This is a genomic window from Rhabdothermincola salaria (assembly GCF_021246445.1).
Taxonomy (GTDB): domain Bacteria; phylum Actinomycetota; class Acidimicrobiia; order Acidimicrobiales; family Acidimicrobilacustridaceae; genus Rhabdothermincola_A; species Rhabdothermincola_A salaria.
Genome location: NZ_JAJQXW010000002.1, coordinates 183591 through 205382, shown reverse-complemented (window position 1 = coordinate 205382; position 21792 = coordinate 183591). Strand labels below are relative to the sequence as shown.

The 21792-nt window shown below is 66.6% G+C and carries 10 protein-coding genes and 1 pseudogene; 2 read left to right on the top strand and 9 right to left on the bottom strand.

What is annotated here, in order from left to right:
- Position 1 precedes the first annotated feature (1 nt).
- From LUW87_RS10190 to LUW87_RS10150, 9 genes and pseudogenes are all read right to left on the bottom strand, one after another.
- Positions 2-1636 carry a cytochrome P450 gene (locus LUW87_RS10190; protein ID WP_232671064.1) on the bottom strand — a complete coding sequence of 545 codons (1635 nt, stop codon included), beginning with the start codon at positions 1634-1636 and terminating at the stop codon, positions 2-4.
- Positions 1637-1676: 40 nt separating this feature from the next.
- On the bottom strand, positions 1677-2003 hold the full coding sequence (locus tag LUW87_RS10185; RefSeq protein WP_232671063.1) for a DUF3293 domain-containing protein: 327 nt from the start codon (positions 2001-2003) through the stop codon (positions 1677-1679).
- An 11-nt stretch (positions 2004-2014) separates the two neighbouring features.
- Entirely contained in the window at positions 2015-5398 is a 3384-nt protein-coding gene (locus LUW87_RS10180) for an SNF2-related protein (protein WP_232671062.1), read from the bottom strand.
- Entirely contained in the window at positions 5395-9381 is a 3987-nt protein-coding gene (locus LUW87_RS10175) for an Eco57I restriction-modification methylase domain-containing protein (protein ID WP_232671061.1), read from the bottom strand. Before LUW87_RS10175 ends, LUW87_RS10180 begins: the two co-directional genes overlap by 4 nt.
- 141 nt (positions 9382-9522) lie before the next feature.
- Positions 9523-11079: a sigma-70 family RNA polymerase sigma factor gene (locus tag LUW87_RS10170; RefSeq protein WP_232671060.1), complete on the bottom strand. Its 1557-nt coding sequence runs from the start codon at positions 11077-11079 to the stop codon at positions 9523-9525.
- Between the two features lie 319 nt (positions 11080-11398).
- Positions 11399-13408: a serine/threonine protein kinase gene (locus LUW87_RS10165; protein WP_232671059.1), complete on the bottom strand. Its 2010-nt coding sequence runs from the start codon at positions 13406-13408 to the stop codon at positions 11399-11401.
- Positions 13409-13882: 474 nt separating this feature from the next.
- Positions 13883-14185 (bottom strand): annotated as a pseudogene (locus LUW87_RS19435) (nuclease-related domain-containing protein); the annotation flags it as partial.
- Positions 14186-14246: 61 nt separating this feature from the next.
- Positions 14247-15338 carry a DUF3293 domain-containing protein gene (locus tag LUW87_RS10155; protein ID WP_232671057.1) on the bottom strand — a complete coding sequence of 364 codons (1092 nt, stop codon included), beginning with the start codon at positions 15336-15338 and terminating at the stop codon, positions 14247-14249.
- A gap of 386 nt (positions 15339-15724) precedes the next feature.
- Complete coding sequence (locus tag LUW87_RS10150; RefSeq protein WP_232671056.1) at positions 15725-16678, bottom strand: arginase family protein; 954 nt, start codon at positions 16676-16678, stop codon at positions 15725-15727.
- A 247-nt stretch (positions 16679-16925) separates the two neighbouring features.
- Here LUW87_RS10150 and LUW87_RS10145 point away from each other — a divergent pair, with 247 nt between their 5' ends.
- Positions 16926-17546: a protein-tyrosine phosphatase family protein gene (locus LUW87_RS10145; protein ID WP_232671055.1), complete on the top strand. Its 621-nt coding sequence runs from the start codon at positions 16926-16928 to the stop codon at positions 17544-17546.
- A gap of 151 nt (positions 17547-17697) precedes the next feature.
- Complete coding sequence (locus LUW87_RS10140; protein ID WP_346742456.1) at positions 17698-21057, top strand: TM0106 family RecB-like putative nuclease; 3360 nt, start codon at positions 17698-17700, stop codon at positions 21055-21057.
- Positions 21058-21792: the final 735 nt, after the last annotated feature.

The window sequence follows — 21792 nt, the reverse complement described above, 5'->3', positions numbered from 1 at the left end:
GCTACACGTTCTCGCTCGGGAAAGCGGGCAGGTCTCCGTTGGTCACGAACCGGCGACCTGTTCGGGTGAGGCCGTGGTTCGACTCCTTCAGAGGCCGAGTCCAGCCGAGCTCGGCGGCGCAGGTCGATAGCGCCCTGAATCGGGAGTCATTCATCTCGACGGCCACGGGCTCATCGACGAACTGCACCCGCCCGGCGTCGAGCCGTAGGCGGAACGTGTCGTCGGGGAGCTTTCCGAGAGCGACCCGATGGTGCTGGCGGATCACGTAGTGCTCGAGAATCCACCGAGACGCCTCGCCGATCGTTGCACCGTCTCGGTCGAGCCGGCGCAGATCTTCAACGAGCTTGACGACGCTCAGCCGGCGCACACCGCCAGCGGTGACGAGCGGCCAGTCAGGCGCGTAGCGCAACGCGTGCTCCCTCGGCCAGAGTCTTAGGGCGCAGGACGTCATTAGCACGACGATTCCGGCGGTGATGTCGTCTCCGACGAGGTCGAGGTCCCAGATGTGGTCGAGCACGCGGTCTTCGGAGCCGGGCGCGGTGAGCGCCCAAGGCTCGTCGAGGTCGTGGGAGATCTCGCCGATCGTGTTCACCCAATTGATGAGCGCTCCTAGGTCGCTTGATGTGTTCAGCTCAGGGTCGTCGACGCCCAGGGCCGTCGCAAGCGCACCGAAGTCGGCGCAATCGACGCTGGCGAGGATGTCGCCGAGCGGGATCGAGGTTCGATCGCCGCCAGCGTCAAGCCCGCGACGGCAGATGAGCCGGAGCCAACGGTTGCAGGCCCACCCTTGGAACTCGCGGAGCTGATAGAGCCGCCAACGCCGCAGTGTGGTGATCAGCTCATCGTTTCCGGGTGCGTATGTACGCCCGTGATCGTCGTTCCAGTAGTAGATCAGCTGACGGAAGTCCCACCCCTCGACAGGGTCCGGTGCAGTTTCCGCAGACATGTCGCAGACGAGGCGCAGCGAGCTGCGTCGACGGGTTGCTTCGTCGATCTTTCCTCCATGGAGGAAGGCACCTTGTACGTGGGGATGGTCGGGCCCGTCGACCAAGCGACAGAGGCAGATCTTCTCCGAGTACTCCGCAACGACATCTGCCGGCACTGGTTCATCGGCGGTATCGAAGTACTGCTGGTAGTACGCCGTCGGTTCCACCCACGCCCGCAGCGCTTGGGCGACGGCTCGGCCGGCGTCGTTGGGCGCATCACAGTGGAACTGCGCGGTGTCACGGTCGAGGATCGTGAGCCCGACCTGGGAGATCGCACTCGCGTAGATCGGATAGCCGCCGCGCGCGTTCTTCAGGTACGGCGCCGTCGGGTCGAACTCTGACGCCGCGTCTACGACCTCGGCGCCGACTCGACGCTTGCCAGCCACCTCTGGGATGTCGAGGCTGTGCTGCGGGCATGAAAGCACCGCGGCGACGAAGATCCGCTCGCGCGGTTTGAGGAAGCGCCCCCAAGCGGCGTGAGTTCTGGGCAGCTCCCGATCCCAGAACTCCGTCAGTAGCCAGCAGTACACGGACCAGTACCGAGGATGCACCGTCAACACGTTGATCCCGGGGGACAGAGCAGGCAGTATCCGATCCTGAGAGACCGATGCGAGCCCGAGATGGTCCATGCCGGTGCTCGGCTGGTACATGGGCAAGGTCCACGCTGGCTGTCCCCACCGGCGCGTCGACTTAGTTGCCATGACCTCTGCCTGCGGTCCGCAGGTTCGCGGCGATGTCATAGTGCCGAGGGGGCTGTGTCTCACCGCTGCTGCAGTCGAGCACCTCGATCAGGTCGGGGCGGATGCGCAACATGGAAAGCTGCCCGTACCCGATATCGACCGAGGCTTCGGTGTCGATGTCTGGGACTGTCACGCTCGCCTCTGGCGGCCATGCGTCGTCCAGGCCTCGCCCGGCTGCAGGAACGACGAGCCGTCCCTCCTTGCGGAGCTGACGGAGCAGCTGGGGGTGTCGGCGGTCGTTCTCGTCGGTCCCTCCGGCGGTGTTCGAGTCAGCCACCGTCGGCACACTCAGAGCTTGTCGCCGAGCGGCAATTCACCGAGTTGTTCGATGAGGCCAGCGGGCCCGTTGGGAGTGATCGCCATCCAGCACAGCAGGTGGATGTCGTCTTCGTTGACCGGCGGGAGAGGCTGCGGTCGGGTGCTGGGGGTGAAGCCCAGTTGATCGGCAAGCTCAGCGAGTGCGGCAACCTGGTCCTTGGGACTTCCTTCGTTCAACACCTTGCGCACCGGGCGAAGAAGTCGTTCCGGGTAGGGCGCCCGAAGCCGCTCGACGAGTGCGTCAGCTTCTTCGACGGTGAGAACACCTTCGTAGTCGTCCTCAACGACGGCAATGGCTCGGTCCATGACCGCCGGGATCTTGGGGTCAAGGTTCTTGGTGTCGGTGGCGAACTCCCAAGATTCGAGAATGTGGTCCCGGGCGGTATCCCACGCCTTGAACGTTGCTTCGTACATCTCAGGGCTAAGCGTACGGGTCGTGTTTGCCTCGTCGTCAGGACGTGCTTCGAGCAAGGACCGCAGCTGATTGCCGTCCACGACGTACCCGTCGGGTCCGAGCGTGACGTACGCGAATCGGGCCTCGGGGTGGTCGCCGACCTGAGCGCAGAACACCCACGCTGGCTGGGTGCCGGCTCGAACGAAGCCTGAGCCCGCCCCCCAGGGCAGGTCGTGCAGCCGTTCCTTGGTGCCCGGTCGTTCAAGTTCACGACGGAGGAACTGGCGGAACTCTTCACCGAGGACTGTGCCGCCGCCGGTAGTGAACAGGCTGTTGTCGCCGGCGCGGAGCTTGTCGAGAACGTCCTTAGTGTCGTCCGTGTAGGAGACGTCTACGTCGTCGTACCCAGGTAGGGGCGCTGTGCCGCCGAAGGTGACCATCGCCTGGCGGAGCTTGCGGTGAAGACGGGCCTCGAGCTCCAGCAGCTTGTCCAGTTGTTTGTCCGGGTACACGCAGCGGAGAAACACCTCCTCGTGCAGGCTGCCCAGGCGGTCGATGCGGCCGTGACGTTGCACGAGGCGCATCGGGTTCCACGGCAGGTCGTAGTTGATGATGTGGCGCGCCTGTTGGAGGTTCACGCCTTCGGCGAGGACATCGGTCGCGATGACGATGTCGAAGAGGTCATTGTCGGCGCCGGCAGGCGGGTCGGTGGTCTTCGGCGCGAAGCCGAACATCGCCTTGCTCGAGTCGGCATCGTTGCCGTACACGGCCACGATGCGGTCCTTGTAGGCAGCGAGGCGGGGGTCTGACTGGGTGGCGATGACGAGGTGGTCATGCACCCACTTCACGGTGTCGGCGAAGTAGCTGAAGATCAGAACCTTGCGCTGGTCGCGCTCCTGGTCTTCGCCGACACTCTCCTTGGCGGCTTGGGCGGCGATGATCGCGAGTTCCTCAACGATGGCGTCGAGTTTCGGATCGTCCTTGGCGGCGACCTTCTCGGCTTCTGCGGCGAAGCTGCGGAGCAGGTCGCGGTCTCGCTCGAGATCTCGTTTGAGGGCCTCGGCGTCGTAGTTCTCGGCGGGTTCGAGTTCGAAGCCATCCTTGTCGGTAATGAGCTCCTCGAAAGCCTCGATGTCATCGGCGTCGGTCTTCATCCACTCGGTGAGAGCGCGCCCGGTGGGCACCTTGCCGGCGAGGAGGAGCTCGATCATGCCGTCGTGGCTGTCGGCCATCTTGCGCGCCGTCTTGGCGAACGCGAGCGCCGAGGACTCGAAGCGCTTGAGCAACGCTGATCGGAGCAAACCACCGAGCTGGATCTCGAACTGCTCACCCTTGCGAAACTTGATGTTCTCGAGCCTGTAAAGCGACGGCATGTAGCGAGCCATCGCCAAGACTCCGTCAGGGCAGGGCGCCCCGTAGGTGTACGCCTCGATGGCCTTCGCGAAGCGTTCGAGCAGCCCGGGGTAGGCCTCCTCCAGGTCGTAGTCGACCTGGATAGGGCGTGGGGTTGGGAAGTTGACGGTCTGCCACTGGCCGTTGATGATCAGCCTGTCGTTCGGGTGGTACTTCCGCACAAACGACCGGGTGCGGCGGACGACTGAGTAGTCGAGGATCTCGAATAGGTCGTCGGCGGAGAGTTCCTCAGGGTCCTTGGCCATCGCATCGTCGAAACGAGCCTTCATCGAGGTGATGCCCCGGTCTGCGAAAGCCGCGTCATCGAGGACGAAGAACCGGAGCAGGTGGTACACGTCCATCAGACTGTTGTTCACCGGCGTCGCCGTCAGCAGGACAATCTTCTTGCGCGGAGTACCGGCGAGCAGCCTTCGGAGTGCCTCTGAGCGCTGGGCGGCAGGGTTCCGGAGGTTGTGTGCCTCGTCGACGACAACGAGTGAGTAGTCGTCGACATCGAGCTTGAGGTGGGCCTGGAGGCGGGCGCGTTCATCCTCGGTGTGCAGAGCAGATTCGCTGGCAAGTTGCTCGTACGACAGCACCTCGACGTTCAGGTTGTTCTCGAACAAGAACCGCTTCCACGGCCCGTCGCGCAGCACCGCAGGGGCGATGACCAGGGCACGCTGGCGGTTGTCACGAACGAACCGCATCAAGATCTCACCCGCAACGAACGTCTTCCCGAGGCCGACGTCATCGGCCACGATCACGCCGTGGCGTTCCTCGAGATAGCGCATCGCCCGTACGACACCCGCGACCTGGAACGGGGCAAGCATCAGCTCGGAAGCCCGGCGGCGCTCTTCTTCTGCCAGGTCAGCGCCGTACACGGCGTAGAGCATTCGCAGGTAGATCGTCCAGGGGTGGTGTTCGAGGAAGCGGGCCTCGTAGATGCGCGCCAGGTCGTAGTCCTCGGCCGCGTCCCACATCTCATCGAACCAGTTGGTGACCAGTTCGACGGCGTCGTCGTAGCGGCCAAGGTTGAGCTCGGCGTTCGTCGACAGCCCGGCGTACGTGAAGTTGGACGACCCCACCATCGCCATGTCCTTGCCTGTGGGGATGATGAACGCCTTGCCGTGCAGGAAACGGTCGGTGAGCCGGCGCACCTCAACATGGTCGGATTTCAACCACTTGACGAGTCGCTTGGCGTTGGCGTCGGCGTCGATGCTGAAGCCGAGCAGATTGCGCTCCTCAATGATCCACCCCTCGGCTTCCGACAGGGCGTCGGCGAGTCGAAGACGCTCCGCCCTGGCACGATTGGACGGCTCTGCAAGAGACCGGACCCGACGCTCCGGCAGCTCAGGCTCTACGCCGAGGAGGAGCCGCACCTTCGCTGCGTTGTCGAGCTGGTCAGCGAGGAGTGAGTAGCCACCGGGGTTGAAGTAGGCGGTCGAAATGCGCACCTCTGGTGCGTTGACCATCTCCGATTCCCAGTAGGCGAGCCGAGCGTTGATCGCCTCTGCAACGCCCTCCCCGGGACGATTCGTCGCGATGACGGGTTTCGGGTCGGTGGTCATGCCAGGTCCTCCAACAACTGTGACCTCAGATCCTCAGGGCAGCCAGTGTCGCTGAAGTCCTCAAGGACTGATGCGAGATCTGTGGTCGAGAGCCCGAAGCCAAGGAGAACCTCCTTCTCGATCGCAACAACGAGTTCGTCCCTGTCAGTGATGCGAATTACACCCTCGAGTTTGCGACCCCCCGCGAGCGTCTTGGTTCCACCCATGCTCAGCAATGCGGCGACCCACCTCGCCACTCTCTCAATCGACTCTTCGTCCCACTCGGGCAGCGGGAGGTTCTCAATGGTCTGCTTCGTCACGTGCCGGTCGACGAAGCGCCGCGCCCACCAGTCACAGGTGTAGCTGTTCATCAGCCCGAGAAGCGCAAGGATGTGCGACGTCGAGGTTGACGGATCGACCATCACTCCATGGACGTAACCCTTGGAGAACAGGAAGCCTTCGTCCGGAAGGGCAGTGGCAAGTACTGTGCGGCTGTTGTCGTTCATGCTCGGGTAGCGGTAGATGATCACTGGATGATCCGCTCCAACGTGAACGCGACCTCGCTTGTCCACCACGACACCTAGATGCAGCGGGGCGAGTTCTGCGGGGCTGACGATGAAGCGCCGGAACTCATCCTCCATGGCGATGCGGTACTGATCGACATGACGCGTCATCAGGACTCGCCAACTCGCCTTTGAGCCGGCATCGGTGATGAAGGCTCGGTGTGGGCCGGACCCGCTGAAGTCCCACCGGGAGGAGTCAGCACGACCGGTGATCCAGCCGCTCGGCTCCCCGAGCCTGCGGGCCTTGCGAAGCTGATCGAAAATGGGCCGGTCCTCTCCGCTGGAGAACCATGGAATAACGCTCTTGTCCGTGAGCGACTCAATCTCGTCCCGGCCGACGCTGATTCCCGGCGTCGCACCGGCGTTTCGCAGTGACTCTTCGCTAGTGATGGACGGCCAGATGAGCACCTCGCCGCTGCCCGGGGTGCGGGAGCAAAGGACCATCATGAGTCGCTGATCGACGTCGTCGAAAAGGAACCCTCGCTTGTTTCGAGCCTGAAGTAGCGAAAGTTCCGCGCCATCCATCATTGCCCGCCTCAGGTCAGTCCACCCTGCGAGAACCAACGATGTCCGCGGCAGCACGTATCCGAGGCTTCCGTGTTGCCCGAGGAGCCGCAGCGCCCGCTCAACGAACAACTTGGCGTAATCGTGGTGTCCATGCTGCCCCCGACCTTGCCAGAGGAAGGCGTTGTCGATGAGTCCTTGCAGTTGCTCTCGGGACTCGCGTTCGCGCACTTCCGCCATGGCCTCGGCGGGTCGCTCAGAGCGGAGACGTTCCATCATCCGCTTCTGCTGCGGCTCCGAGAGGGACCTGAGCCCAGGAGCTCGAACTACCCAGAACTGCTGCGGCTCAAACCGAACCTTGTCCCACGGCGGGTTGCCCAAGATGCAGTCGAAGCCTGGACGCTCACGGAGGAACACCTCGGGGAAGGCCGTCGGGTAGTGAAGCGGGTTGAGCTCAGACAGAGCATCGGCAACTGCGACATCAGCGTGCAGTTGTGCGACGGAGTCCTGGTCCGTGCTGAAAAGGCTGATGCCAGCAAGATCGGCTCGGTTCAACACAAGGAGGTCGAACAGGCGCTCGGCGTCCGCGATCGCGTTCTTGGCCTCCTCGTGTGCCGAGCGTGCTGCCTTCACATCGGCAACCGTCGCATCAGTGACAGTACCGAGCCGTTCGAGGGCGGGGCGGGCCTTGCCGATCATGTCCTCGAGCGACGCGGCGACGAACGAGTTCTGGTCGACGGCACCCGCAGCTTCGTCGAGTGTCCCGATGCCGGTGAGGGAGTTGCCCGCGACGAGGTTGTGGTCGAGGAACGACAACGGAAGGCCCGGCACGAAGGTGTGAATCCAGATCGCGAGCCGCGCTAGCTCGACCGACACCAGGTTTAGGTCGACGCCGTAGACGCAGCGTCGGGCGATCTGACGACGCAGCAGCGCTGCATTCTCGATAAGCGCATCGTCCGCGCAGTGGCGGAGCTCGTTGAGCGCGGCCTCACGCAGTGTCTCGAGTTCCCGGGTCACCCCAGGGATGGGGTGCTCATCCAAGAACTCGGAGAACCGCGCCTCGAGCCGGTCAACCGCGGCCACCAGGAAGTGCCCTGAGCCCATCGAGATGTCGACGCAGCGGAAGTCGAAGAACCGGCGTGCTGCCGCTGCGTCGTCGCCCCGGTCGAGGTCTGCGACGACACGGCCGAAATGATCGGCGATGGCGGGTTCGAGCGCGTGGTCGAGCAGGTGCTCGACAGCGAACGGTTTAGTGAAGTACGAGCCGCTCGACTTTCGGGCGCCTGAGGCATTGTGAAAGTAGACCTCGCCTGCTGCAACGACGACTTTGTCCTTCTTCCGGGAGGGAAGGTAGAGGCCCTTCTTGTCGGTGGTGAGGTCAGTTTCGGCGACGGCGAGCTCGCTTTCGAGCAGCCCCTCGTAGATGGAGCCGAACTCCCGCACCGACAGCGACCGGAAGTCAACCGGCCCCTCAACACCGTCCGGGTCGATGTCGACGAGCAGGCGTGCCAGCGCTGGGCCGAAATCAAGGTCGCTGAGTTCGAGCTTGTCGAGTGCCGCACCGGTGGCGCCGGCGGTTGAGAAGAGGCCACCGTTGTAGGCCGGGATGCCCCAGTCGGTCTTGCCCTTGTCGACGGCTCGCCACAGGTTGACGACGCGTCTCCAGAACACTGCGGAGTCGGGCGAGAACTCCTGCTCGCCCTGGACGTAGGGGATGAGTTCCCGGGCAATCGTCTTCAGCGAGGCGTTCGTGTACGGGATGTTGCGTTCGTACGGGAGAAGGCCCTTGTCCTCGGCGTATGCGACGAACAGCATCCGGAACAGGACCACCATGGTGCGGTGGTAGGCCTCGGTGAGCCAACCGTCTTCAGTGTCTTCGGCGAGCTGACGGCCGAGTGCGGTCGCGAGGTCTGGGACGACCTCGTTGTAGACACGCTCCCGGAGTCGGGACCCGAGATCATTTGCGAACCGCTCCGATGCGGCGAGGATCTCGTCGACGGTGCCCCCGTCAGTGAGCGCCTCAGAGCTGAACAGCAGCCATAGAAAGGCCGAGCGGTCCTCGGGCAGCATGTCGAGGTTGATTTCGACGTAGGTGGTGGTGCGACCTCGCCGACCCACGCCGAGGTCAGGGCTCACCGGATGCAGACGAATGCTGCGCTTACGGGTGAGCACAACCCACCGAACCCGATGCCGGCGTGCGACGGCGAGTGCATGGGTGACAGGGGAGATGGCCCCGTACTGGGCGCTCGGCTCGTCGAATGAGCCCGCACCCTCGAGGAACAGCGCCGAGGCAGTCGGGGCGCCATCGATGGTGAGCAACACCGCATTGGGCTCACTCGACTCGTCGATGTGAAAGCCGAGTGCCTTTACGAGGTCACGGCCGGCGGTGTCGCGGGCCTTCGTGGCCTTCTCGGACGCGGGCGGCCAGTCGGGGCGTTCTGGCACGTAGTTGAGCAGCGCGTGCCGGGCGAAGAGTCCGTCGTTCTTGAGGCCAGGCATCTCGGTGGCGCGCTCGTCCATCCATCGCGCCACCAGACGATTCGCTGAGTGCGGCGTCTCTTCGCTGAGGATGATCTGACAAAACTTCCGGGCCTCGACGACGGGCACCTTCTGCACGACCAGCGGACGAGGACGCGCACCCTTGGGTGCGTTAGCCGGCAACTTCCGGCGGCCACCCACCAGGTCGACCACCTCGGAGCCCTTGGAGACGTAGCGGACCGCAAGCACCAGAACCAGTGTCTGCGCCATCGACTGCCAGAGCCTCTCCAGGTCGCCCCGGGCTGGAGGGCGCTCAGCATCGACGACGCGCACGACGATGTCGCGGCCCTTGTTTGGATCAACACCCAGGTAGAACTCCACAGGCTTGAGATAGGCGGGGGACCCGTCGGGAAGATCCTTCCACCGGCGAGGATCGACGTCCTCCAAGAACTCACTCATTCATGCCCACCTTCAACGTCACCTCGACAAGTCCCCGCCCAAAGATCCGCCGCGAAGGCTTTCGGTCGGGGACATCCTGACAGATGGGTGAGACGACTGATCGAGGACGTGGGCCGTCGCCTTTGCGTTCCGGGAGCAGAGTCAGACGGCGAGCAGGATGTGGTGGCGAGTCTGGTTGCGCTCGTCGGGAGTGATCAGACCCGTCTTTGCTAGCGACTCGACGACCTCCAGCCGCCGGGCGATTTCGGTGACCGTGCCGTCGAAGACGGCCGCCGGTGCCAGGTCGATGTCTGACACCTCAGTGCCGGGATTCATGGGGCGCACGGCGTCGACATCGACTGACGGCACGAAGCGGTACCCGTCGTCGACGATGGGCTTCTCATCGTTCGGCGGTGCTGACCGATCCGTATTGGCCGCGTCCGGGTCCGCCTCGTCGGCCACCTGGTCGGCGGCCACCACCGCAACGAGGCGTTGGGCACGCCTCCTGGGCCGGCGCCGCCCCGGCTGGCACGGAGTGGGTGCCGCCTCGGTCTCGTTCTCGCTTTGGGCGAGGGCCCGCAACTGCTCGAGCGCCGCCTTTTCGATCTGGCGGATGCGTTCACGGGTGAGGCCCATCGACCGCCCGATCGCATCGAGTGTCTCCGCCTCACCAGTGTCGAGACCGAAGCGGCGCCGCAGGATCGTCTGCTCTCGTTCGTTCAACCTCGCCAAGAACCAGTCGGCAGCGGCCCGGTCATCGACGGCGATGGTCGGATCGATCTGCAGATGCTCGCCGGTCTCAAGGGTTCGGAGGTACCCGTCGTCGACATCGGGCAGATGCACCGGCACCGGCCGGCAGGCCAAGGCCCGCAACTGACGGCAGGCTTCCAGATCGATGCCGAGCCGCTCGGCGAGCTCGGGGTCGGTGGGCGCCCGATGGAAGAACCGTTCGAACGCCCGCTCCTCGGCGATGGCGTTGCGAACTGAATCGGCGCGATGGACTGGGAGTCGGATGAGGCGGGCCGTGTTGTCGATCGCCCGGTTGATGGACTGGCGGATCCAGGGCATCGCATAGGTGGAGAACCGGAAGCCCCGGCTGGGGTCAAAGGCCTCGACGGCCTTGCGGAGCCCGAAGTAGCCCTCCTGGAACAGGTCGTCGATCTCGAGGGTGTTACCGGCTCGGCTGCGGTACTTCGCAGCGGTGGAGTGGACCAGCCGCACGTTGTGCAGGACCAGTTGGTCTCGAGCCCGTTCCCCGCGGGCGACGACCGCCCGGAGCTGGCGCCGGTCACCCGGGTTGAGGACGTCCCCGCCAGCGTTGAGCGCCTCCCTGGCTTGCACGCCCTCGCGAACCCCGACGGCCAGCTGGCGCTCCTGCCTGGCGCTGAGCAGATCGATTGGGCACATTTTGAGAACCCGCTTGGTCCCCCCGCCGCTCCAGCCCGGCTCGTCGGGCTCCTCGCCAGGGGTGACGGCGACGCCGGTGTGGCGCAGAGCCCGGACCAGCCCGGGGACGTCGGTGGTCGCCAAACCGACCTCGTCGGCGATGTCGTCGACCATGTGGCGGTCGAGCCCCTCTGTTCCGCACCAGTCAAGGCAGAGCACAACGGCCCGGCTGAACCGATCGGTTTCGGTAGGAGCGCCGGCATCGTCGGTGTTGTCGCGCCATGCGGTGCGCGTGGGGTCGAATGCCGTCTCGGTGGCAGGTCTCATGTCCATGTGAACCAGAACGTCACCGGCTTGACATCGTGTGCGCGCCCGCGTGGCTCACCCGTGGGGTCTGTCAAGGGTTGAGTTCGGGAAACCCACCACAGGCCGACGGGTCAGTGCACCCGTGACCCAGGGTCACGGGTGCGACGACCCGACCGGCGTCTCGCAGGGCTGAGTCGTCATCGGCGACGAGCACGATGAGGTCGTCAACGGTGTCGAGGTCGCTTGCCGCCGAGCCCAGGCTGTAGGTGCGGTCTCGGTACTGCGAGAAGATCTCGGCTGGGCCATGGTGAGGTCAACGCAGCGAAATGGCTATCGACGCGCGCGCTTAGTTGCTGACGCAGCGGTAGAGGGGGATCACACGGGTGAGGAAGTAGGCCAACGCCGGGACGTCCCCGGGCTCGTCGGGGTCGTAGACCACGCAGCTCTCGCCTCGCGTCCTCCCCGTGTCGCCGATGGCGACCGCCTGGGAGTCGACCGCCTTCGCTCCGGCGGACATCAAGACAGCGGCGACATCGCAACCGGCACCTGCGTCCAGTTCGGAGAGTGACGCCTTGAACACATTGGACCAATCCGGGCCCCTGTCGGGGGTGAGTCGGGCCTGACGGAGCCTCAGGTACACAGCGTTCGGATCGGGGCCTTCCTGTTCACTTGCTCGCAACCCTTGAGCAAGCCGGGTCAATCGACTCGGGACGTGAAGTGTGTCGAGTCCCTGGATCCAGGCTTCGCCGGCATCGTCGGAGCAGGCGTACGCGAAGTCGACGTAGCCGCCGTCGGGGAGCACTGCTCGGTAGACGCTTGCGACCGCCTCCTCGAAGGGACTCGCACCGGCGGTCTGCCCCGGCCCGATGAGCCGCTCACCGACACGGTGCAACTCCACCCCCTCGATGGCCAGGACCAGGTCGACAGGCCGGGCGGCGGCGTCACGGGCTGTCTCGAGGCGATCTCGTAGGCGATCCCAGTCCGCAGGGCACAGGTCGAGAGCCGCGTCGAAGTCCTTGTCCCGCCACAATCGGTCGATTCGGCTGAGCAGCTCGGCTGCGCCGGGTTCGACTTCGATGCCCAGCCCGCCGCCGACGCCGGCGGCCACGAGCGCCTCGCTGAACTCGCTGGCGGTGCGAAAGCGTTGGTGCTGACGGGGGGCGCAAGCCTGGCGGATCACGCTGGCGATCTCGGGAGGCAGGGACTCGTCGACGGCCAGCACACGCCGTCCGGCGCCATCGGTTCGGAACGGCTGCTTGCCGGTGAGCAACTCGTGGAGCATCACCCCCACGGCGTAGAGGTCAGCATCGACCGCCACCTCACCGGCGGGGAGGTCTTCGGGCCGGTAGGGGGAGGCGACCACGCCGACGAGGGCACCGGGCCGGGCGGCCAGATCGAAGTCGAACAGGATCGGACGCCGGCCGCCGACGAGGCGCACGTTCTCGGGGCGAATGTCGTTGTGGACCACGCCCTTCTCGCTTGAGTCGCGCAGGGACCGGAACGTGGCCATGTCGGTCTCGCTGCGCTCGAGAGAGGTGAGCTGGCGACGGGCGTTGGGGTCGGGGTGCATCACGTCGAGAGCGCCGAGCAGCTCGAGCACCGTGCTGAGGACCCGGTCGGTGGAGCGGACCAGGCCGGCGTCGATCGCCTCGCGGAGGCTTGGTCCATCGAGATAGGTGGTGACGAGGTAGGGGCCCTCGGCGGCGACGCCGGCGCCGATGGCGCGCACGATGCACTCATGGTTGAGGCCCCGCAGGACTCGGTACTCGTTCCAGGTCTCGGGGTCCTCCTCATCGAAGCCTTCGAGGAGCTTGACCACGACGTCGCCGCCCTCGTCCCGTGCGAGGAAGGTGTGGGCCGGTTCGTCGGTGAGCGGCCCGGCGAGGGTGTAGAGGTCCCACACCGAAGGCAGGACCTCCGCCGGGCCGGCCGGCGCCGGCGCCGCCCCGACCAGTGCCTCTCGGGCCTGGGCGCAGGAAAGCGTGCCGGCGCGTAGCTCGGCAGCGAGATCGGCCAAGGACTTCGTTGTCGAGGCCTCGGCCAACTGGTCGAACAGGTCGGCGAGGGCCCCCCCGTCGGCCATGACGACGCCGGGGTCGTCGCTGATCGCGTGACCCAACCGCAGGGCGCCGTGCCCGTCGGCGAGCACCTGGGCCGTCGCTGATGACACGGAGCCGTGGCCCATGCCCTTGGCGTGGACGTGGGCCAACGCATCGGCGATGTCAGCGGCGAGGCGCTCGGCCTCCTCAGCGTCGAGTACGTCGTCGGCGGCGGCGAGATGGAGGCTGAGCGGCGTCGCGTCCGGTGCCGGCCAGATCGTGACGACCGAACCGTCGTCGAGGTCGAAACACGCCAACGGCCCAATCACACCAGCGTGCGGACCGATCTGTTGAGCGGCTCTGAAGACGTCGGCCTCCCCGGCACGCCAACCCTCGGCAACAGCACCGACCATCCCGGCCGGCAACTCGGCACGTTCGAGGGTGAACTGCTGGCCGGTCAACTCAAGAGTGGCGATCCACATCGAGTACCCGGGCTCGGCGAAGAGGCACTCGTCGAGGCGGTAACCGGGCACGACGAGCTGAGCGCCTCCGGCGGCCCGACCTGCGCCGATGATGGCCTCGACAACCTCGTCGACCCGGCCGGCGAGGCGGCCGCGACGCTGTGGTGCGATCAAGGGGGAAGGTGGCGCCAGGAGCTCGACGGCGCGGTTCAACAGCACGACCCGGTTGATCATGAGCAGGTCCACATCGAGAACTTCCGGTTCCCGAGCCAACACGACAAGCGGTTCGACCCACCCGTCCTGTCTGAACCCGGGGACCTTGTCGTTCAGCTTGGTACGAAGACGCTTGGCCTTGTGGTTGGTCAGGTGCCACGGATGCGTGCGGGTCTTGCCGCCCACGAAGAATGCGTTCTCCTCGACCACCACCGGTGGGAACAGATACTTGACCTCGACGATGAACACACCGTCGGGGCTGACGACGATCACGTCACACTCGTCCACACGGGTCGGGTGCACGACCTCCCAGTTGGCGATCAGACGGACGTCGTCACCGAGTGCCCTTTCGAGGACATCGATCGTGAGTTCCTCGCCGTGGTTCACCGGCTCCCCGCCGGCAGCGGCCACCTGTGCCATGCCTACAACTCCTCTGTCCAGCTCAAAGCGACGGTACGTAAGGGTGGTGACAGCGTCGCTATCAGTGGCCACCCTTGATGGCCCAACCCCGCACGGCGAGGACCTCGGCCCACCAGGTCTCGTAGGCGCGAGCCTCTTCCTGTGACCGCAGAACCGGCTGCTGGTCGTAGAGATCCGCTCGGAGCCCAACGGCGTGGTTGCGAGGCCACTTGCTGGCTCTGATACCTGCCCGGTGCTGGGCCAAGCGCTCGTCGGGTGTCAGCGCGCTCTGCCCCACGTAGAGCCAGGGCAGCGGCGACGATCGAGGGCCCGCCGTATCAGCCAGCTCGATCACGTAGCACCAGTAGGCGCGTTCGCTCAGGCGTTTGCGGTCGGCGTCTCGGCGCGCCATGAGATAGGTGCGGCGTCGCTTCACCACCGACTTCTGCGCCGGTGTGGCGTTGCGACCGAACAGCACGCTCTGCTCGTTTGGGCACACCAACGCCACTGCTCGGTATCGACCGCCTCGCTTGGCGGTGCGCTCGCAGCCGAAGAGCTCGAGGTGTTCGCCGCACCGGCAGTCGAGCCCGACGCCGTCTTCGTGGACCCATCCCGGCTCCTTGCCCTCGGACCACTTCCCGGTGTTGACCTCGATCCCGAGCAGATCGGCTACCGCCTGGGCGAGGTCGACGTCGGACTCGAGAGCCGGTTCCCACGTCTCGGAGGTGAGGGGACGTGTCTCGACCCACGACGACGCGCACCCATGGACGCGAAGCTCGGTTGCCGTCAGCTCGAAGACGGCCAGCTGGCCGAACTCGCGTCCCAGTTCCCTGGCACCTTTGCGGCCGAGGCCACTGACCGCCCAGGACGCCTCGGACCATCGACCGTCGGCAGAGGTACCGACGGCGCGGCGCGGCTGAGCGCCACCAGCCACGAGCGCGTCGCGCAGTTCCGCACTGCGACGGGCGTTCTCGGCGTTGGACGCCCGCTTGGAGTTCGGGTTGGCGGCGGTGATCACGAACAGCGGTGCGCCGAACGCTGCGACTGCGTCGACCGCACTCAGCCAGTTGCCGTCCGACGCCTGGACCCGCACGAGAGTGCGCAGGAACTGGTTCCGCAGCGTCTGCCACGGGGCGGCGGTGGTGGGCTTGTCCAGACCCTCAGACAGCTTCACGTTTCAGCTTCCTTCGACAGCCGGCAGAACTGTGAGCGGGCTGGGCGAAACATCAGTGGCGAGACGATCCGTCACCGGCTGGCTACTACCGACGAGCCTCGCCGAATGACGCCGGCGAGGTGACGGGAGAGAACCCTTGAGGTGTCTGCGAGGCAGCCGGGCACCTCGTCCGCACGGTTCCGTGGCCCGGCCGTGTTCCCGTCGAGCAAGCTCGATACCCCCTCGGTTGGAGCTCTTCTGTCTCGGCGACGACGTGGACGACCTGGCGAGGCTGGTTGAAGCACTCTGTCCTACGCATGGTGGGCCGTCCGGAGTCTTCACGTGTGAGTCCTGTCCCGGCTTCCGTTCGATCGCCTGCGGGGCTCGAGTCATCTCCACACCAGTTGTCAGCCTGCCAGATCAGGTCGGTTCCGTGTTCGAACGTGCGGAGTCGACTCACCAGCGGTGGGGCCCGAGGCCAGTGGGGCTAGGGCTGCGATCGTCTGGCGGTGTAGCCCGACGACGTCGGCGGAACTGAGGCGAGGGCCGGTGTAGCCCCCGGCGAGCACTCCCGCCACGGCGATGTCGTTGAGCCGGCACCATGCCGCCACAAGAGCGTCCCGCTCGGCGAGCATCTGGGTGGTGACCCCGCCAAGCCCACCGGTGCTGCACCGCTCGTGGGGGTCGACCCCTGCGTTGTAGAGGACCAGATCGGGGCGGTCGCCGTCTTCGATCCATGCCAGTGCCCGCTCGACGGCGCCGAGATAGCGCCCGGCGGCGGTCACCCGCTCGAGGTAGGTGCGGTGGGCGACGCCGGTGTCGTACGCGTCGTACGCGCTGGTCGCCACGTCGGCCTGTCCTACGCCGTCGACGTCGCGAAGGATTGACCAGGTCCCGCCGCCGCAGTGGGCGTCAAGGTCCACAACCACAACGCACCGCCCAGCCAGGGCGTGGCGGCGAGCAACGAGGGCCAGAGCGTTGAACGTGCAGTACCCCGAACCACCACCAACGCGGGCATGGTGCAGGCCGGCGGAGAGGGCGAACGCGGCGCCGTCGACGAGGGCGTCCTCGGCGGCGGCGACCACAGCCCCGGTGCTGGCACACACTGAGTCCCAAAGCGCCTCGCTCCACTTCAGACCCGAACTCACTGCCAGGTCGTGAGGCTGGCCAGTACGCACCGCCTCGACGTAGTCGGCGTCGTGGATCTCGGTCAGGTCCGCCTCGCTCACGAACGGGGCCTCGACCAGTTCGATGCCCCAGAGGGGATTGGTGCGCAAGGACTCGGCGATCTCACCGGCCTTGCGGATGGTGTCGAAGCCGTCAGCGACGTCCGCAGCGGTGTCGTGGGTGAAAACCTTCAATGTGCGTCCCTCCTCGGGCCTGCCACCGACGGGCGGGTGACAGCACCCGAACGCCGCCGAGCAAGCGGCGTGTGCGCGGCGACCGCCGGTGTCGCATCGGCTCGACCACCGTCTCGAAGGGTGATGAACGGCTCACGAGGCCCCGTCGAGTTCCTCTCTCAAGGCGCGCACACCGCCCGCCCCCGGCGGCGTTCATCAGCCGGGCCGGCACCGCACCGTCCCAGATGAGAAAGGACAGGAACCGAGGATGAACAACCGGAGCCCCAAGCAGTTCCCCAGCCGCCGCAGCGTCGATGCCGCCGCCTGGCACCGCCGCCCGGGCGAGGTGTGTGAGTGGCTGGTGGTGTGCGGCGACCTACACCACGACCTCGAGCGCGCTGTCGCCCAACTGGCGGACTGGGACGGTCTCGGGGTGACCCGCATCGTCGATGTGCGCGAGGAGTGGAGCGATGAGGAGCTCGTGGCAAGCGTCGCGCCCCACATCGCCTACCACCATCTGGGCACCCATGACGCCGGCGATCGCCAACCCGACAAGTGGTGGGACGCCGGGCTGGCCGTGCTGGCCGAACGCCGTCACGGCGACCGGCTGCTGGTGCACTGCCACATGGGCGTGAATCGCGGCCCCTCGATGGCGTTCCGTCTGCTGCTCGCCGATGGCTGGCGCGTCACCGAAGCCCTCGACGCCATCCGGGCGGTGCGCCCAATCGCCGCCATCCTCTATGCCGACTCGGCTCTGGTCCACCACGTCGAGTCCACCGGAATGGACTCGGATCGTGCGGGCGCAGCGTTCGAGGAGCTCGGCGACTGGTTCCGTGACAAACCCATTGACGTCGCTGGGGTGATCAGCCGGATCCGGCGCGCCGCATGACCATGTCGGCGATGACAAGAGCCTGGCGGCACCAGGGAACGGAGAGCTCCGTTGGTTCACCGCACCAACAGCGCAGAGCGGCGGCAGCCATGATGAGTGGCAGCGGGACACGGCGGGTGCCCGGCATTGGACCGATGGAGAAGCGAGCACAGTGACTGACGACATTCTCACTCCCTCCCGGATCAGCGCCTGGCTCGAGTGTTCGCACGCAGTGACGCTCGAGCGCCGAGTCGACAACGGCGAGATGACCCGCCCTGCGAGCGGTGTCGGCGCCTTCGCCCGCCTCGTAGCCGACAAAGGTCTCGCCCATGAAACCGCCTGCCTCGAGCACTACCGCTCAGTGGCAACGTCGTTGCTCGAAATACCTGGGCGGCGCCGCGGCGAGAGTTTCGAGAGGTGGATGGCCCGCCTCGGCGACCCGTTCGTCGGCGGCCACGAAGTCACCTACCAGGTACCGCTCGCCCACGGCGGTGTACGTGGCATTGCGGACTTCGTGGTGCGCATCGAGGACACCGACGGGGTTCGCTTCGAGCCGGTGGACGCCAAGCTGACGCGGACCACCGCAGCGCCGGCCCACGTGCTGCAGCTGTGCTTCTACGCCGAGGCGATCGAGGCTCACACCGGGGTGGCCCCCAGGTACGTGCACCTCTGGCTCGGTTCTGGGCGTATCGAGTCGCTCCCCGTCGCCGACTACGCCCCCTATTGGCGGCGCATGCGCGGCCACCTGGCCCGGCTGCTCGCCGACTCCGAGCCTGCCGACACGGCGGCGGAGCCATGCTCGCACTGCGAGTTCTGTGACTTCGCCGGCGTATGCGACGCCGAGTGGCGGGCGGCCGACTCGCTGATCTACGTCGCCGGGATCTCCCGCCGCGATCGCGAGGACCTGGCCGCCGGCGCAGTGACCACGATGTCGCAGCTCGCTGCCCTCGACCCTCCTGCGACGCCGGACCAGACGCTCACCAGACTGGTCGGACAGGCCCGGCTCCAGGTCGCCGCCCGCAACCTGTCGGAAGGCGAGCCACCCCCGTTCGCCGTGCTTCGTGACGACCCCGATGCCCCGGGCGGGTGGGGTCACGGCTTTGAGACCCTGCCGGCACCCAACCCCGGCGACGTGATCGTGGACTTCGAGGGTCACCCACTCTGGCGACCCGACATCGGGTTGTTCTTCTTGTTCGGTGTACTCGCCCGCGATTCAAACGGCGAGTGGGCATACCAGGCCCGGTGGGCCCACGACTTCGAGGGCGAACGCGAGCTCACCGCCTGGCTCGTGGAGTTCCTCACCGAGCGGCGCGCCGCTCACCCGGGCATGCACATCTACCACTACAACCACACCGAGCGAAGCGCCCTCGAACGGCTCACTGCGACCCACGGCGTGGGCGAGGCGGCCCTTGGGCGGCTGATCGAGACCGGTGCCTTCGTCGACCTCTTGCCGACCGTGCGCAACGGCGTCCAGATCGGCGTCGAGTCCTACAGCCTCAAACATGTCGAGCGGGTCACCGGGTACATCAGGGGCCACGGGATCGACCAGGGCGCCGGCGCCGTCGTCGAATACGACGCCTATCTGAACTCGGGTGAACCGGCGGCGCTGGAGCGCATCGCCGCCTACAACCGCGACGACGTGCTCGCCACCCTGGCTGTGCGCGACTGGCTGGTGGCCCAGCGCCGCCCAGACATGCAGTGGCGGGTCGCCGAGTTTGAACTGGCCGACGCCGTGCCGGCTCTCTACGACCGCATAGACCAGCTGCATCGCTTCGGACCCGACACCCCCGAGCACCTCGTAGGGGACCTGCTCGGCTACTGGCGGCGCGAGTGGCTCGCCCATCTCGCCCGCAGCCTCGCTCGCCTCGAGCAGCCCCCGGCCGCGCTGCACGATGACCCCGAGGCGCTGAGCGGGCTCGTCGCCTTGGATCGCGTCGCCCGGCTGGGAGCGAACGGAAAGGCCCTCGACGGAGTGGCCATGGCGTTCACCATGGACCCCCAGCCAGCAACCGACTTTCGGCGCGGCACCAAGGTGCTCTGGAGCGCACCCGACGGAGCACCGATGTTCTCAGCGGTTGACGCCATCGCCGCCGACCGGGGTTCGCTGGAACTCAAGTGGAGTCACGAGCATGACAGCAGCGAGGCGCCGCCGGTGAGCGTCGTGCGCAACGACTGGACCAACCCGAGCCCCAAGCCCGACGCCCTCGCCCACTTCGCCGACGACCTGCTCGGCAACGGGACTGTTCCCAACCGGGCGGCGCTGGCGCTGCTTCGCCGTGAGCGGCCCCGGTTCGTGGCTGGCGGCGGCCCGCCTGGCGGGGAGTTCGACGACGACGTCGACGAGATCTGCCGCTGGGTGCTGGAGCTCGACGGCACCTGCGTGGCCGTGCAAGGCCCCCCGGGCACCGGCAAGACCTACCGGGGAGCGCACCTCGTTCACGCCCTCGTCGATGCCGGCCGGCGTGTTGGCATCACCGCTTTCAGCCACGCCGCCATCGCCAACCTCATGGCCGAGATCGTCGAGGTCTTCGCCGCTCACGGCGATTCGGATCGGCTGGCGGCACTGGTGAAGGTTCCGACCAAGCCGGAACACAGCCCGCCCGGCATCACCTACGTCACCGACAACCGGCGCTGCGGCCGTGACGAGTTCAACATCGTGGCCGGCACCACCTGGCTCTTCGCGAACGACATCATGGCCGACGCTCCCGTGGACGTCCTCGTCGTCGACGAGGCCGGCCAGCTGGCCCTCGCCGATGCCCTCGCCGCCACCCGATCAGCCCGGAACCTCGTGCTGTTGGGTGATCCCTTGCAGCTGCCACAGGTCGCGCAGGCCAGCCACCCTGGCGGCGCCGGGCGCAGCGTGCTCGACCACGTCCTCGGTGACCACGTCACGGTCCCTGCCGACCTCGGCGTGTTCCTTCATGAGACCCGCCGCATGCACCCTGATGTGTGCGCGTTCATCTCCGACACCATCTACCAGGGCCGCCTCGTGAGCCACCCCGACTGCTCCCGGCAAACGACGGCAGCAGGAACCGGGCTGCGGTGGCTGCGCGCCGATCACCACGGATGCTCCACCGCCTCGGCCGCGGAGGCCGAGATCGTGCGCAGTGAGATTGCCCGTCTGATGGGCACACCGTGGACCGACGCCACCGGTACCGAGCGGGCCCTCAGCCCGGACGACGTCATGGTGGTAGCCCCCTACAACGACCAGGTCCGACTGTTGAAGTCGACTCTCGCTTCGGACCCGATGACGGCCGGGGTTCCCGTCGGGACGGTCGACAGGTTCCAGGGCCAACAGGCTGCCGTGGTGTTCTTCACCATGACCGCCTCCTCGGCCCGTGACATCCCCCGAGGGGCGGACTTCTTGTTCTCCCGCAACCGGCTCAATGTCGCGATCAGTCGGGCTCGTTGTCTCGCGTATCTGGTCTGCACCGAGGAGTTGCTCGACGCTCGGGCGGCGAACGTCGAGCAGATGCGCCTCATCGCCACCCTGTGCTCGTTCGTCGAGCAGGCAAGCACCGACCCCCGCTGATGTCCGAGGCGATCGATCTGTGAGACGACGTCGAGGAGTTCGGGACCCGAGCTTGCTCGGGGCACACCCGACGGAGCACGCCATCCAGAGCCGCCCCGCTGCGCACTCGGCTGCGCCCCAAGGCTCAGCTGATCCACAGGGCCGTAGACGCGAACACCGTCGCCCGCGCCGCCCTGCTCGGCGCCGTTGAGTTCATCGACACCCCTCACCGAGGGCCGCAACGTGCGGGTGCACCGCCACGGGGGACCACGTCCCTCAGGTGCGGTGCTCAAGGCCTGGGCCATGCGCTGTCAAGGCTTCCACGAGCGCACCGCCCCAGGGCCGGGGTGATCGAACGCTGGCCGCACTGCGACGACTGCTCCACGTGTTCCAGTCGTTGCCGTATGACGGGCATCTGAGCGAGCGCGTAGGGCTCCTCGGCGCCAGGCATTCCTCGGCTGGCCGCGCCAACGTCGCTGTGCACGGCGACTCGAACAGCCCCAGCAGGCCCTCTTCGGCGACCTCAAGCAGCGCCTGGAGCACCCGTTCTGCTGTGAGGGCTGACCGCTGCGGAGAGGTCCTGGGGGTTGCCGAGCGGTCAGCCACCATGCGTTGAGCGGCCGAAGGACCACCACGCCGGCAAATGAGCCGTTCGACCTAGTCACATCCCTGGGCGCGTCCCTCTTGTCGAGACAGGAGGTGGCCCAGCACCGGAAGACGTCGGCTCGGAGTGTCACGTCGCCCGACGATCCGGCC